The following is a 13,344-nucleotide window of genomic DNA, read 5'->3' as shown; positions in this document are numbered from 1 at the left end:
TGTCGCACATGCCGTTCAGGAGCGCAGCGCCCCTCGCGCGCTTGTTTGGCTGTGCCAACTATGCTTCGAGGAGATTCGTGTATGAACCGTCTGGACCGACCGACCGCGCTCAAGATCGCCGCCGCCATCATTGCATTCCTGGCCCTGGTTGAACTGTTCGTCTACGACCTGCCTGGGCTTATGAGCGGGGCGGCGGCTGTGGATCAGATCGCGAGCACCGGCGAGGGGCCGCCCTTTGCCGTGGTGATTGTGCAAACCATTACTTCCCTCGCAGCCCTGCTTGGCGCATACGGTAGCTGGAACGGGCGGCGCTGGGGCGTTGCGCTGGTGGTTGTGTGCACAGTGCTGATGCTGCTCGCAAGCATCATGGGAACTTTGTTTGGGTCTCCACAAACGCGCATCTGGGGCGTCACCACCATTGTGCTTGAATTCGTGATCCTGGTCTGCTGCTTCTGGCGCAGAAGCAAGGCAGGTATATCGCCTCAGGCCAAGCGTGCGTAGGCTGTTCTGCTGGGTGGGGTTTTCCGTGCGCAGGCAGGAAAACCCCACATTCGGCGCGCCGGCGAAACCTTAGCTGAACGACTGCCCGACTGGCTTGATCACAATCTCGGGAATGGCGACGTGGTCGGGCAGGCCAGCGACAAACATCACCGTGGCGGCAATATCGTCGGGCTGGAGGATGCGCGCGCGGTGCTCGGCGCTCACCGGGTTTGGGCGCTTGTCGAGCAGCGGCGTGTTGATGTCGCCGGGCGCGATCACTGTGGCGCGAATGCCGTTCTGCTCTTCTTCCTGCGCCACCACAAAGGTCAGCGCGTTGAGCGCGTGCTTGGAAGCGCTGTAGGCCGCGCCGGCCAGGCTGCTGGCGCGCAGGCTGGAAATCGACGATATGCTGATGATCAGGCCCGAGTTTTGCGCGCGCATATGCGGCAGCACGGCCTGGATCATGTTGAACGAGCCGGTGGTATTCACCTGCAAGAGCTGGTCCCAATCCTCGTCTGCAAGCTGGGCGAGCTGCCGCGCCGGGATGTTGACGCCCGCATTGTTCACCAGAATATCGACTCCGCCGTGCTCGGCCACCGCTTCCTCGACCAGCGCCCGCACCTGCGCGCGGTCGGCCACGTCGGCGGAGCGCGCCTGCACCGCCTCGCCCGCGCCAATCGCCTCGCGCGCGGCGTCGAGCTGCTCGGCGCGCCGCCCCACAATCACCACTTTCGCGCCCGCAGCGGCGAGCTGGCCCGCAATCGCCGTGCCCACGCCCGAGCCGCCGCCAGTGACGATGGCTACTTTTCCTGCCAGATCCATTGCACCCTCCTCAAATTCGCATCGGTTTCTTGTTCCCTAAATATAATCGACATGGAGCAATCATCCGTAGATGACGCAGATTGCGCAGATGAATAGCGCCCGAGCGCGCAGCATGACCATTTCCTACACCTTCTCGGCAGGTGGTTTGGAGGGTCGCAGACCATCCTAGCTGTGACGACCGATGTCAACGCGACTTTCGCTTGCAGCAGCGGCTCGAAACAGCCCTTGTCACTTTTTTGCGCCGTAGCGCAAAAAAGCGACAAGAAAAAGATCGTCTTCCTTGCTCGCCGCAGGCGTAAAATCGGCTTGAGCGAAAGTCATGGCCAAAAAAAGATAGTTCCCACCGCGCAACTTGTTGCGGCGAAAAACGTATGATATACTGAAGTTGACATTTAGACAGTTGGCTAAGTATCTATGGAACTATCACTCAATCGAACCTTGCAGGCGCTGGCCGACCCAAAGCGGCGCGAAATTTTGCAGATGCTGGGCGAAGGCGACAAAACCGCTGGCGAGCTGGCGGCGCGCTTCGATATTTCCGCGCCGAGCGTTTCGCACCACCTGAGCGTGCTGAAACATGCCGACCTGGTGCGCAGCGAGCGCAACGGCCAGACGATCGTCTATTCACTGAACAGCACAGTGGTGCAGGAATTTCTTCAGGAAATCATGCAGTTGCTGCGCGTGGGGGAGGATAATCATGCGTAATCGATGGCTTGCGCCAATTGTGATTGTGGCCATGCTGGCGTTCAGCGCCGCCGTCTACAGCCGCCTGCCGGCGACCGTTCCCAGCCACTGGGGCATCGATGGCCAGGTCGACGGCACAATGAGCCGCCCCTGGGGCGCGCTTTTCACGCCGGTGCTGGCGCTGTTCGTCTGGCTGCTGATCCTCGTGCTGCCGCGCATCGACCCGCGCCGCGAGTCGTATGCGGCATTCAGCGGCACGCTGCAGCTGTTTGTCAACATCCTGATGCTGTTCTTGGCGTTGCTGCACGCTGGCATGCTTGGCGTGGCGCTGGGCTGGAACATCCCGTTCCCGCGTATCGTGATCGCTGGCGTGGGGCTGCTGTTTGCGGCGCTGGGCAACGAGCTGGGGCGCATCAAGCCGAACTGGTTTGTGGGCATCCGCACACCCTGGACTTTGGCCGACCCCGAGGTCTGGCGGCGCACGCATCGCGTGGGCGGGCGGCTGTTCGTGGCGATTGGGCTGGTGTTTGTGCTGGCCGGTTTGCTGCTGCCCTTCGCGGCCACCGCCGCGATTGTGATGGCAGGCGTGGTGGCTATTCTGGTCTTTTCGTTCGGCTATTCCTACGTCGCGTGGCGTCAGCTTGGCAAAGGGGCGGCGGGGCGCTAGGAGGTTTATGGCGTTTGGTATAGTCCACAGATTTCGCAGATTTCGCAGATAAACGTTCGTAAGTTGCCGCTATCTGTATAATCTGCGAAATCTGTGGATTTTTTGGTACTTGTTGCTGGAAGATGGCCCAGGGCCAACGCATTATGAATGAAGCATAAAACGACGTTTTGTCTGTCAAACGCTTTCAGTATGGGCGAAACAAAGCAATGTGGTTCTTTATGCTGTTTTTCGTGCACTCGTGCATCAGAGTGAGCAACTCGCCATCGCGTTTCTGATGCTATAATCACCTCTCTGAATGGTTTCCAGCAGCAGGAGGTGTGTGGTGGAATTACCGACGTCGCTTTCTCGCCATTTTGGCGATCTGCCCGACCCGCGTATCGACCGCTGTAAACACCACAAACTGATCGACATCATCTCGATTGCCATTTGCGCGGTTTTGAGCAGTGCTGATGGCTGGACCGACATCGAAGCCTATGGCCACGCCAAACACGCCTTGCTGGAGCAGTTTCTCGAGTTGCCCGCTGGCATTCCGTCGCACGACACCTTCGCCCGTGTCTTTGCGCGTCTTAATCCCACCGCGTTCCAATCCGCCTTTCTCGCCTGGGTCGACACCATTCGTGCCAAACTGCCCGGCGATGTGATTGCGATTGACGGCAAAACCGAACGTCGTACCCACGACCGTGCGATCGACCTGTCGCCACTGCATATCGTCAGCGCGTTCTCGGCGGCCAATCACCTGGTTCTCGGTCAGGTTCGCGTGAACAGCAAATCGAATGAGATCACCGCCATCCCGCTGCTGCTCTCGCTGCTCGACATCAACGATTGCATCGTGACGATTGATGCGATGGGCTGCCAGGTGGCGATTGCCGAACAGATTGTGGCGCAGGGTGGTGACTATGTGCTGGCGTGTAAAGACAACCAGCCGCAACTGGCGCGCGACATTGCACGCATCTTTGCCGAGCCGATTGAAGAGGAACACCTGGATCGATGCATCATCACAATGGAAGATCACGGACGGAGCGAACGGCGCGAATATCGCAGCTGTGACCAAGTGGAGAGCATCGTCGACCGCGCGCGCTGGTCGCAGTTGCGCTCGGTTGTAAGGGTGCATTCGACGCGCACGTGTGATGGTGTGACAAGCGAGGAGACACGTTCGTACATATCAAGTTTGCCGCTGGGAGCCGAGCGGGTTGCAGACGCCATTCGGCAGCATTGGGGGATCGAAAACCGGCTGCATTGGGTGCTGGATGTGGTGTTTGCCGCCGATGACAGCCGCGCGCGAATTGGTCACTCAGCGCATAATCTGGCAATTATTCGGCACTTGGTGTTGAACCTGCTGCGCGAGGAAACGACGTTGAAGGCGAGTGTACGTCAGAAGCGGCTGCGTGCGACTTGGGACGATGCCTATGCGATGAAAGTGCTTCAGGTTGAGCCACGTCTGTAGAACATTTGTAATGCGTTGGCCCTGGAAGATGGCCCTACCCGCCCGCGACAATGCCCACGAAGCCGTCGAGGCTGGTGCCGCCCGCAACCCGCCGCCGCGGCAGGGCTAGTATGTCGCTGTAGTCGCCATCCCAGCGCGTGGTGGTGGCGTTGCTGTAACCGGCCGCCTGCACAATTCCCTCGATAGTGCCATCGTAGAAACCGGCCGGGTAGCAGAAGCTGGTGACATTGATGCCCAGGCGCGCGTCCAGCTCACCTTTCGAGCGCGCGATCTCATCCGTCGCCATCGCCTGGTCCAGCGTGGTCAGGTTGAGGTGGCTCACCGAGTGCGCGCCGATCTCCATGCCCGCGTCGCGCAGCTGCGCGATCTGCTCCCAGCTCATATAACCAGGCTGGCCGACAAACGAATTCACAACATAGAACGTGCCGGTCATGCCGTGGCGCTGCAGGGTGGGCAGGGCATTAGTGAATGCATCCTCGTAGCCATCGTCGAAGGTGAGCGCGACCGGATTGGCCGGGCAGCCCTCGCCGCGCAGGCACGCCTGCACCGTCGCCATGGTCACGGCGGTGTAGCCCTGCGCCTGCAGCCACGCGATTTCCTGCTCGAACTCGTCGGGCGTGATCGACAGGTTGTAGCCCATCGGGTCGGCATTTGGGTCGACCGTGCGAATGTAGTGATACATCAGGATCGGCACGGCCACCGGCACGCCCGCAGCGGTGCCCGGCTGCGCGGGCGGCGCATCGGCGGGCGGAATGGTTGGCATCAGCGTTGGGATGGGCTGGCTGGGCGCGCCAACCTCGCCCAATGGCACGGGCGTGATTGTTGGCGTGGGAAGGATTTCGGGCGTGGCGGGAAGTACGGTCGGGGCGGCAGCTGCGGGCGCGGCGGGCAGGTTGACTGAGTCGGCCACAGCAATTGCCGCGCCCGGTTTTACCGCCACCTGGGCGGAGGCATCGGCGGCGCGCACAGCGGCGGTGGGCAGGCGCACGCTGAACGCGGGCTGCGCGGCAGCTGATTCGGGCGGAAACAGAATCTTCCAGCGCAAGGCCAGCGTGCCAGAAAGAATAACAATTATCCCAATCAGCAGGAAAAGCAGCCAGGAACTGCCCGGTCGGCGGTTGTCGATCATGCGCGATGCCCCTGTGTGCGGCGACGAAAATGGATTATAGCGCAAACGCGCCGCGTCTCCAAGCTTTCCCCGAAACATAAGTACTGTACTTAATAGGACCATGAGTACGTTGCATGGTTGGGGAGGCGCTCGGTATAATCACTTCCATGTTTACCAATATTGCCACCTCGGCTGCCATGTTGCTCCATTCTTGCGAGCAGGAAGGTGGAAAATGACACTACCACGTTCTGTCGGAGCTACGTCAGCATCTCTCGCGAATAACGGTGCATCCGCGCCGGCGCGCGGCATCTCGGCCTCGGGCTTTTTGCTCAGCGGCGAAGCGCGCGAGACATTGCAAGGCTTGTTTGGCCAGCTCGCCCAAGCCTTGGAATCGCTCCGCCACTTTTCGGCCCTTATTATCAACGAGCCGAATGTGCTGGCCCGCCCATCGCTGCGCAAGTGGCTTCAGCCCAATGCGCGCCAGGCCGAATCAACGATGCACGAGCTGCGCGACATGCGCGTGATCACATCGACCGCGCTTACCGACCTGTCGCAAAGCCTGACGGTGCTGGTGCTCGCCGCCGATATGCTGGCGCAGGGGCATCTTTCCGGCTCCGACGCAATGGCCTTCTACGAGCTGCTGCAGCGCAACACCGATAGCTCGCTTGCGGCGCTCCACGTCTTGCGCGTGCAGTGCGGCATCGATCCCTGATGCGCTTTCAGCGCAGGGTTTGGGGGACGGGGAATAGGGTTTGGTCATTACACTACGGAATTTTTCCTGATTTCCACATCGCTTTCTTGACAATGAACTGAGTAAAATTTTTCCGCTGCCCGAACGCCGAAGGACGAACACACTGTTCGTCCTTCGGCGTTTTTTGCGCGCAATTTGTGTGGAAGAGCTACGCCGGTGCCGGCAAACGAATCGCCTGCTCGATGGCGCGCGCCGCCCGCAGCACGGTCGCGTCGTCCCACGGCTTGCCGGCCAGCTGCAAGCCCAGTGGCAGCCCCCCGTCGAGGCCAACCGGCACGCTGATCGCTGGCCAGCCCAGCGCATTGAACGGCCCGGTGAATGCCGTCGACCCAATGGTGCTGAGCGCGGGCGCGGTGCCCGGCTGCGCGGGCGTGCTGATCAGGTCAACGCGCTCGAACAGCGCATCGCACTCGCGGCGCAGCGTGGCGCGGGCCTGCTGGGCCTGCACAAAGGCGCGTGGGCCATAGGCATAGGCGGCCAGCACGCGCTGCCGCATAAACTCGCCGTAGTCGGCCAGGCGCGCGCGCAGGTTCGCTTCGTGCAGGGTCGAAGCTTCAAGCGCGAGGATTGCGCCATTCACCAGGCGCAGCGCCTCGAGCGCGGGCATGTCGAGCGGCACCAGCTCTGCGCCAGCGCGCTCCAGTGCATGGAGCCCGGCGTGCCAGCCTGCCAGCGCGGCAGGCGTTCCCAGCGCCGCGCCCGAGCCATCGTCGCCCAGCATGCCAATTCGCAGGCCGCGCACGCCCGTGTCGAGGTTGGGCAGGGCAAACTCGCTGCCGGGGCGCGTGCGGCTGTCGCGTGAGTCGGGGCCGGCGAGCGTGCCGACCAGCAGCGCGGCATCGGCGACGCTGCGCGTGAGCGGGCCGAGGTGGTCGAGCGACCACGACAGCGGCGCGACGCCATGGAGACTCAGGCGCCCATAGGTCGGCTTGAAGCCAACAATGCCACAGAACGACGCGGGAATGCGGATCGAGCCGCCCGTGTCGCTGCCAAGCGCGGCCAGCACCAGCCCGGCAGCCACGGCAGCCGCCGAGCCGCTGCTGGAGCCGCCGGTGTCGTGTTCGGCGTGCCAGGGGTTGCGCGTCGGGCCGTAGTGCGCGTTGTTCGAGCCGGGCGAGTAGGCGAATTCCGAGAGGCGCGTTTTGCCGACAATTACCGCGCCAGCCGCCTCAAGGCGCTCAACCGCCGCCGCATCAAAGTCGGTAATATTGTCGGCCAGGATTTTCGAGCCGGCGGTGGTGCGGGTGCCGCGCATCGCCAGCAAATCTTTCACGGCGATTGGGATGCCGTGGAGCGGCCCGCGAGCCTGCCCGCCGGCCAGCTCGCGCTCGGCGCGCGCGGCGGCGGCGCGGGCGTAATCGCCAAGCACGAGCTGAAACGCGTTCATCTCCGGGTCGCGCGCGGCGATTGCGGCAAGTGTTTGTTCGGCCATCTCGGTGGGCGAAATTGCGCCGGAACGCAGCTGCGCGCCTAATTCGCCAATTGGCGAGTCGGCGTAGCCCGTCGCCGGTGCGCTCCCTGCGTTCGCGGGCGGGGGTGCCCAAGCCGATAAGTAGCCGGGCGTGCTGTCGCTGGGCAGCGCCGCGACCAGTTGCTCGAAGTCGAGCAGGCGGCTGAGAAAGCCTTTGTCGATAATGCCCTGGATGTCGGCCGGGTCGGGCGTGATGCCGGCGGCGCGCAGGTTCGCGTGCAGCTGATCGAGCACGCGCTGCGGGAGTTGCGGGGCGCTCATATGCACCTCTTATTCGTCGGTTACCAGCTCCTCAAGGCGGAGCGAAAGCACCTTTGATGCGCTGTCATCGCCCATCGAGACGCCATAGATCGTGTCGGCGGCTTCGATGGTGCCGCGATTGTGTGTCACCAGCAGGAATTGCGTCTGCGCGCCCAGGTCGATCAGCGCGTCGCGAAAACGCCCGACATTGGCCTCGTCCAGCGCGGCGTCGACTTCATCCAGCACGCAGAAGGGCGACGGGTTCACTTTCAGAATGGCGAACAGCAGCGCCGCCGCCGTGAGCGTGCGCTCGCCGCCCGAAAGCAGCGACAGGGTTTGCTGGCGCTTGCCGGGTGGGCGGGCCAGAATTTCCACGCCCAGGCCAGCGACGGTTTCGTGCTCTTCGCCATTGCCGTCGCCATTAGTTGCTGCGGCCGCGCTGCCGGGGCGGGTGAGCAGCAGCTGGGCCTGCCCGCCGCCAAACAAGCGCGTGAAACTGCGCTCGAACTCGGCGGCGACGGCGCGAAATGTCGCCTCGAAACGCATCTGCATCGAGCTGTCGAGCTCGGCGATCAGCTCGCGCAGGGAACCTTCGGCCGCGCGCAGATCGGCGATCTGCCCGGTCAGAAAGGTGTGGCGCTGCGACTCTTCCTCGAACTCTTCCAGCGCCAGCGGATTGATGGTGCCGAGGCGCTGGATTTTGGATTTGAGATTTTGAATTTTGGTTTCGAGCGACTCTGTGTTTTCCGCATCGGGCGAAGATGGAACGGCATCAGGATCGTGTGGCTTGTCGTCAGTCGTCAGTGGTTGGTCATCGGTCGTCGCGCTCTCAATATCGATGTCGTCGGCGGCGGCGCGCTCCCACAGCGCGTCGATGCGGTCGCGGGTGCGCTGCAGCTCCAGGGCGGCGCGGCCATGCGCCGATTCGGCCGCCAGCAGGGCACTTGTTGCCTCGGTTTCGGCGCGCTCAAGCTCGGCCTGGCTCCGCTCCAGTGCGCTCTGCTCGGCTTCGGAAGGGCTGATCTGCGCGCGCAAGGCGTCGATCTGGGCCAGCAGGCTGGTGTGCGCGCTGTGCAAAGCCGCCAGCTCGGCGTCGAGAGCGGCGCGCTCGCTGGCGAGTTCATCGACGCGGTGCTCGCCGGCGGCACGCTGCTCGGCCAGACGCGCAAGGTTTTGCGCGCTTGATTGCAGCAGGGCGCGCTCGGCACGCGCTTCGCCTTCGGCAGTGGCGGCGGCGGTGCGTAAGGCACCCGCCCGCGCCTGATCGCCACGCTCGGCCTCGGCGCGGCCCTGATCGTCGGTGCGTAGCTGCTCAAGATGAGCGTGGGCCTCGGCGGCGCGGGCTTCCAGCGCAGCCTGTTCCTGCGCCAGCGCGCCTTGCTGCTCGCCAATGTCGGCCAGTGTGCTGGCGTGCTGGGCGTGGCGGCGCGTTTGCAGGTCGAGGTCGGCTTCGGCCTGGGCGGCGGCGCGGCGCGCGCGCTCGATCACGCCGCGCTGCACGTCGAGATCCTGTCCGGCGCGCTGGCGTGCGCCTTCGGCTTCGCGCAAGGCACGCTCGGCCTGAGCGGTTTGTGCTTCCAGCGTGGCGCGCACCTGGGCCGCGCGCTCGGCGGTGGCGCGCGCCTGCGACACCTGCTCGGGCAGCTCGCGCAGCTCGCGCTCGCGGCGCAGCGTGCCAGTTTCTTTTACCTGCGCGCCGCCCGTCACCGCCCCGCCGCTGCTGACCTGCTCGCCCGCCAGCGTCACCAGCGTCCACCCGCCCGTGAGCTGGCGCAGCGCCTGGCGTGCAGTCGGCAAATCTTCTACCACGAGGGTGCGGCCAAGCAGATTTTGCACGACCGGGCGGTAGTGCTCGTCGAAATCGATCAGGTCGGTGGCGACGCCCAGCACGCCAGCAATATTCACCGAAGCGCGCCGGTCGTCGCCCCGGCGGATGGTGTCGAGCGGCAGAAAGGTGGCGCGACCCTGCCCGCCGCGCTTGAGCGCCGCAATCGCGTCTTCGGCGTCGGCCCACTGCTCGACAACCACATTTTGCAGGCGCGAGCCGAGTGCGACTTCGATTGCGGTTTCGAGGTTGGCGGGCGTGCGAATGATTGACGACACCAGCACAAAGCCGTCGCGCCCCTGCGTTTCGGCCCACTGCATGGCAGCTTTCACGCCAGCAAAGGCGCCGGCATAGCTGCGCTGCAGGCGGGTGAGCGTTTCCAGGCGCGCTTCGGAATCGGCCACGGCGCGGCGAGCCTGGGCCAGCGCTTCGTCGGCGCTGGCGCGCTTGGCGCGGGATTGATCGAGCGCGGCGCGGGCCTGCTCGGCTGCGCTGGCGGCGGCTTGCTGGGCCTGCTCGGCGCTGCTGAACTGCGTCTGCGCGGCTTCAAGTGCCAAGCGGCGCTCGGCCAGAACGCGCTCGGCAGCTTGCAAGCCTTCGGCGGCGCTGGCTTCTTCGGCCAGCAGGCGGGCGCGCTGCGCCTGCAAGCCCTCGGCGCGGCGGCGGCGCTCGGCCAGCGCGGCGGTGGCTTCCATCTCGGCGCGCTGAGCGGCATCCAGGGTGCGCTGGGCGGCGCGGCGCTCGGCCTCGCGCGCGGCCAGCTCCTGCTCGACCGCAGCGACGGCGGCGCGCTGTTCAGCCAGGCGCGCTTCGGCGGCGGCCAGGCGCTCGGCCACGGTGGCGCGCTCGCGTTCCAGCTCCTCGCGGCGCAGATCGAACTCTCCCAGGCTGCGGGCAAACTCTTCGCCCCGGCGCAGCAATGCGGCCTGCCGCTCGGTGCCCACCGCAAGGTCGCGCTGGGCGGCCTCGGCGCGGGTATGGAGCGCGCTCGACTCGGCATGGAGCGCGCCAAGCCGCTCACGCAGGGCGCGCAGCTGTTCGCGGGTGCTGTGCAGTTCGGCGGTGGCGGCGGCCTGGGCGGCGCGGCGCGCAGCCAGGGCGTGCTCGTGCTCGGCGGCGGCGATTTCGGCGGCGGCGCGGGCGGCCTGGGCAGCGTGCCATTGTGCGGCATACTGGCGCAGTTGCAGGGCGCGCAGCTCGGTGGAATATTCGCGGTGCGTGCGGGCCAGGCTGGCCTGGCGCTTCAGCGAGCGCAGGCGCGGCTCAAGCTCGGCCAGCACATCTTCGCTGCGCTCCAGGTTCGTGCCCGTTTCGCGCAGGCGGCGCTCGGCGTCGTGCTTGCGTGTTTCGAACACGCTGATCTCGGCCGCATCTTCGAACAGGCGGCGGCGCTCTTCCGGGCGCAGCGTCAGCGCCGCGTCGACCAGACCCTGGTTGATGATCGTGTATGAGCCGCCCAGCGGGCCAACCGCCTCTTGCAGGTCGCGCAGGCGCACGCGGTTGCGGTTGATGTAATACTCGTTGTCGCCAGCCCGCGTGGCGCGGCGCGTGATCGTCACCTCGCCGTAGGGCAGGGGCAGCAGCCGGTCGGCGTTATCGATCGTGAGGGAAACTTCGGCCAGGCCGGCGGGCGCGCGCTTGCTGCCGCCCGAAAACAGCAGATCTTCGGTGCGTTTCGAGCGGAGCGCGCTGAAGCTTTGCTCGCCCAGCACCCAGCGCACCGCGTCGGCCACGTTCGACTTTCCCGAGCCGTTCGGGCCAATGATCGCGGTAATGCCGGGGCGGAACTCAAGGATCGTGCGGGTGGCAAACGTCTTGAAGCCCTGGATGTCGAGGCGTTTGAGATACACAGCGCAAGCTATTCTGGTGGGCAGAAAGGCACGATTGCGGGCGGCATTATAGCATACTTCTTGGGCTGCACCCTTTGATAGGTTCTGCGCGCTACTCAGGGTGCTATTGCGGAAAGCATGATCAATTTCCTTTGTGCAGGATTTTTGCGCAACGCGCAAAAATCCTGCACAAATTAATCGTACATACCTTGCTGCCGCAGGCAAAAGCGCATCACAACTATGAAAAACATAATGGCTTTCCGCAAAGCCGCGCTAGCGTGAATCGCGTTTGACAAGGCCGCGCCGCTGTAGTATAATCCGCGGGCGTTGACGTGAGGCAACCTGTTTCACCTCCCCGAGGTAAACATTTTACAAGGCAATACAGCTAGCACAGCCTCTGGCGTGCTGGTTTTTATTTGCCAAGGGCCTTGCGTCTGCACTTTACCAACACAGAAATGCAAGTCAGTGCGGTGAACCCGATCATTATGATCGGAAAACCATTTTATGAAGAGTTTGATCCTGGCTCAGGACGAACGCTGGCGGCGTGCCTAATGCATGCAAGTCGCACGGAGAGCCTTCGGGCTCTGAGTGGCGCACGGCTGAGGAACACGTGGGAATCTGCCCGACCGTGGGGGATAACGCGCCGAAAGGCGTGCTAATCCCGCATACGCTCGCAAGAGGAAAGCAGTAATGCGCGGTCGGAGGAGCCTGCGGCCCATCAGGTAGTTGGCGGGGTAACGGCCCACCAAGCCACTGACGGGTAGCTGGTCTGTGAGGACAACCAGCCAGACTGGGACTGAGACACGGCCCAGACTCCTACGGGAGGCAGCAGCAAGGAATTTTCGTCAATGGGCGCAAGCCTGAACGAGCAACGCCGCGTGGAGGATGACGGCCTTCGGGTTGTAAACTCCTTTTCCGGGGGATGATTGTGACCGTACCCCGGGAATAAGGCTCGGCTAACTCTGTGCCAGCAGCCGCGGTAAGACAGAGGAGCCAAGCGTTGTCCGGATTGATCTGGGCGTAAAGCGCACGCAGGCGGTTGGGCACGTGGGGTGTGAAAGCGGCCCGCTTAACGGGCCGAGGCCATCCCATACGGCCCGACTTGAGCCTGGCAGAGGTTCGTGGAATTGCCGGTGTAGTGGTGAAATGCGTAGAGATCGGCAGGAACACCAAGGGGGAAACCAGCGAACTGGGCCAGAGCTGACGCTCAGGTGCGAAAGCGTGGGGAGCGAACCGGATTAGATACCCGGGTAGTCCACGCCGTAAACGATGAATACTCGGCATCTGGGGGGCGATATTCGTCCGCCGGGTGCCCCAGCTAACGCGGTAAGTATTCCGCCTGGGAACTACGAGCGCAAGCTTAAAACTCAAAGGAATTGACGGGGGCCCGCACAAGCAGCGGAGCGTGTGGTTTAATTCGACGCAACGCGCAGAACCTTACCCAGGTTTGACATGGCACTGCAAGCCGGTGAAAGCCGGTCGCCTTCGAGGGTGTGCCACAGATGCTGCATGGCTGTCGTCAGCTCGTGTCGTGAGATGTTGGGTTAAGTCCCGCAACGAGCGCAACCCCTACGGTCAGTTACCTGTGTCTGGCCGGACTGCCCATCTTGGGAGGAAGGCGGGGATGACGTCAAGTCCGCATGGCTCTTACGCCTGGGGCGACACACACGCTACAATGTCGGTGGCAATGCGCAGCGACCTGGCAACAGGGAGCAAATCGCCAATCACCGACCCAGTGCAGATTGGGGGCTGCAACTCGCCCCCATGAAGGCGGAGTTGCTAGTAACCGCGTATCAGCCATGGCGCGGTGAATACGTACCCGGGCCTTGTACACACCGCCCGTCACGTCATGGGAGTTGTCAATGCTTGAAGTCCGTGGGCCAACCGTTTCGGCGGAGGCAGCGGCCGAGGGCAGGGGCAGCGACTGGGACGAAGTCGTAACAAGGTAGCCGTACCGGAAGGTGCGGCTGGATCACCTCCTTTCTAGGGAGCTCAGGCACTCTTCCTTGCCTGCATCGTCTGGCTT

Annotated in this window: 10 protein-coding genes and 1 rRNA gene; 7 read left to right on the top strand and 4 right to left on the bottom strand. The window is 63.8% G+C overall.

The window, feature by feature from the left end; all coding sequences use genetic code 11:
* Positions 1–81: 81 nt before the first annotated feature.
* Positions 82–501, top strand: coding sequence for a hypothetical protein (locus M1P90_RS18755; RefSeq protein WP_483696815.1), 420 nt, complete (start codon positions 82–84; stop codon positions 499–501).
* A 69-nt stretch (positions 502–570) separates the two neighbouring features.
* Here M1P90_RS18755 and M1P90_RS18750 read toward each other — a convergent pair whose 3' ends face one another.
* Positions 571–1,302, bottom strand: a complete 732-nt coding sequence (locus tag M1P90_RS18750) for an SDR family oxidoreductase (RefSeq protein ID WP_483696814.1) — start codon at positions 1,300–1,302, stop codon at positions 571–573.
* A 171-nt stretch (positions 1,303–1,473) separates the two neighbouring features.
* On the opposite strand from M1P90_RS18750, the gene M1P90_RS18745 reads away from it, so the two are divergent.
* The 4 genes from M1P90_RS18745 (at position 1,474) to M1P90_RS18730 (ending at position 4,094) form a co-directional block, all read left to right on the top strand.
* Complete coding sequence (locus M1P90_RS18745; RefSeq protein WP_483696813.1) at positions 1,474–1,677, top strand: hypothetical protein; 204 nt, start codon at positions 1,474–1,476, stop codon at positions 1,675–1,677.
* A gap of 39 nt (positions 1,678–1,716) precedes the next feature.
* Entirely contained in the window at positions 1,717–2,004 is a 288-nt protein-coding gene (locus M1P90_RS18740) for an autorepressor SdpR family transcription factor (protein WP_483696812.1), read from the top strand.
* Positions 1,997–2,650: an SdpI family protein gene (locus tag M1P90_RS18735; RefSeq protein ID WP_483696811.1), complete on the top strand. Its 654-nt coding sequence runs from the start codon at positions 1,997–1,999 to the stop codon at positions 2,648–2,650. Before M1P90_RS18740 ends, M1P90_RS18735 begins: the two co-directional genes overlap by 8 nt.
* Before the next feature lie 322 nt (positions 2,651–2,972).
* Complete coding sequence (locus M1P90_RS18730) at positions 2,973–4,094, top strand: ISAs1 family transposase (RefSeq protein ID WP_483696810.1); 1,122 nt, start codon at positions 2,973–2,975, stop codon at positions 4,092–4,094.
* A 34-nt stretch (positions 4,095–4,128) separates the two neighbouring features.
* Here M1P90_RS18730 and M1P90_RS18725 read toward each other — a convergent pair whose 3' ends face one another.
* Positions 4,129–5,223, bottom strand: coding sequence for a polysaccharide deacetylase family protein (locus M1P90_RS18725; protein ID WP_483696809.1), 1,095 nt, complete (start codon positions 5,221–5,223; stop codon positions 4,129–4,131).
* 211 nt (positions 5,224–5,434) lie between these two features.
* Between M1P90_RS18725 and M1P90_RS18720 the strand changes: the two genes are divergently transcribed.
* Positions 5,435–5,914 carry a hypothetical protein gene (locus M1P90_RS18720; protein WP_483696808.1) on the top strand — a complete coding sequence of 160 codons (480 nt, stop codon included), beginning with the start codon at positions 5,435–5,437 and terminating at the stop codon, positions 5,912–5,914.
* Between the two features lie 187 nt (positions 5,915–6,101).
* On the opposite strand, the gene M1P90_RS18715 is transcribed toward M1P90_RS18720, so the two are convergent.
* Both M1P90_RS18715 and smc read right to left on the bottom strand, forming a co-directional pair.
* Positions 6,102–7,685, bottom strand: coding sequence for an amidase (locus tag M1P90_RS18715; RefSeq protein WP_483696807.1), 1,584 nt, complete (start codon positions 7,683–7,685; stop codon positions 6,102–6,104).
* 9 nt (positions 7,686–7,694) lie between these two features.
* A complete protein-coding gene (gene smc / locus M1P90_RS18710; protein ID WP_483696806.1) occupies positions 7,695–11,339 on the bottom strand; it encodes a chromosome segregation protein SMC in 3,645 nt (1,214 codons plus the stop codon).
* 480 nt (positions 11,340–11,819) lie between these two features.
* Here smc and M1P90_RS18705 point away from each other — a divergent pair.
* A 16S ribosomal RNA gene (locus M1P90_RS18705) occupies positions 11,820–13,301 on the top strand.
* Positions 13,302–13,344: the final 43 nt, after the last annotated feature.

The organism is Kouleothrix sp. 19917, assembly GCF_057073505.1.
This window is presented reverse-complemented; position numbering and strand designations above follow the sequence as displayed.

Excerpts from the sequence above, each read along its gene's own strand:
- M1P90_RS18755 (WP_483696815.1), top strand. The coding sequence starts at position 82 with ATGAACCGTCTGGACCGACCGACCGCGCTCAAGATCGCCGCCGCCATC.
- M1P90_RS18750 (WP_483696814.1), bottom strand. The coding sequence starts at position 1,302 with ATGGATCTGGCAGGAAAAGTAGCCATCGTCACTGGCGGCGGCTCGGGC.
- M1P90_RS18740 (WP_483696812.1), top strand. The coding sequence starts at position 1,717 with ATGGAACTATCACTCAATCGAACCTTGCAGGCGCTGGCCGACCCAAAG.
- M1P90_RS18735 (WP_483696811.1), top strand. The coding sequence starts at position 1,997 with ATGCGTAATCGATGGCTTGCGCCAATTGTGATTGTGGCCATGCTGGCG.
- M1P90_RS18725 (WP_483696809.1), bottom strand. The coding sequence starts at position 5,223 with ATGATCGACAACCGCCGACCGGGCAGTTCCTGGCTGCTTTTCCTGCTG.
- M1P90_RS18720 (WP_483696808.1), top strand. The coding sequence starts at position 5,435 with ATGACACTACCACGTTCTGTCGGAGCTACGTCAGCATCTCTCGCGAAT.
- M1P90_RS18715 (WP_483696807.1), bottom strand. The coding sequence starts at position 7,685 with ATGAGCGCCCCGCAACTCCCGCAGCGCGTGCTCGATCAGCTGCACGCG.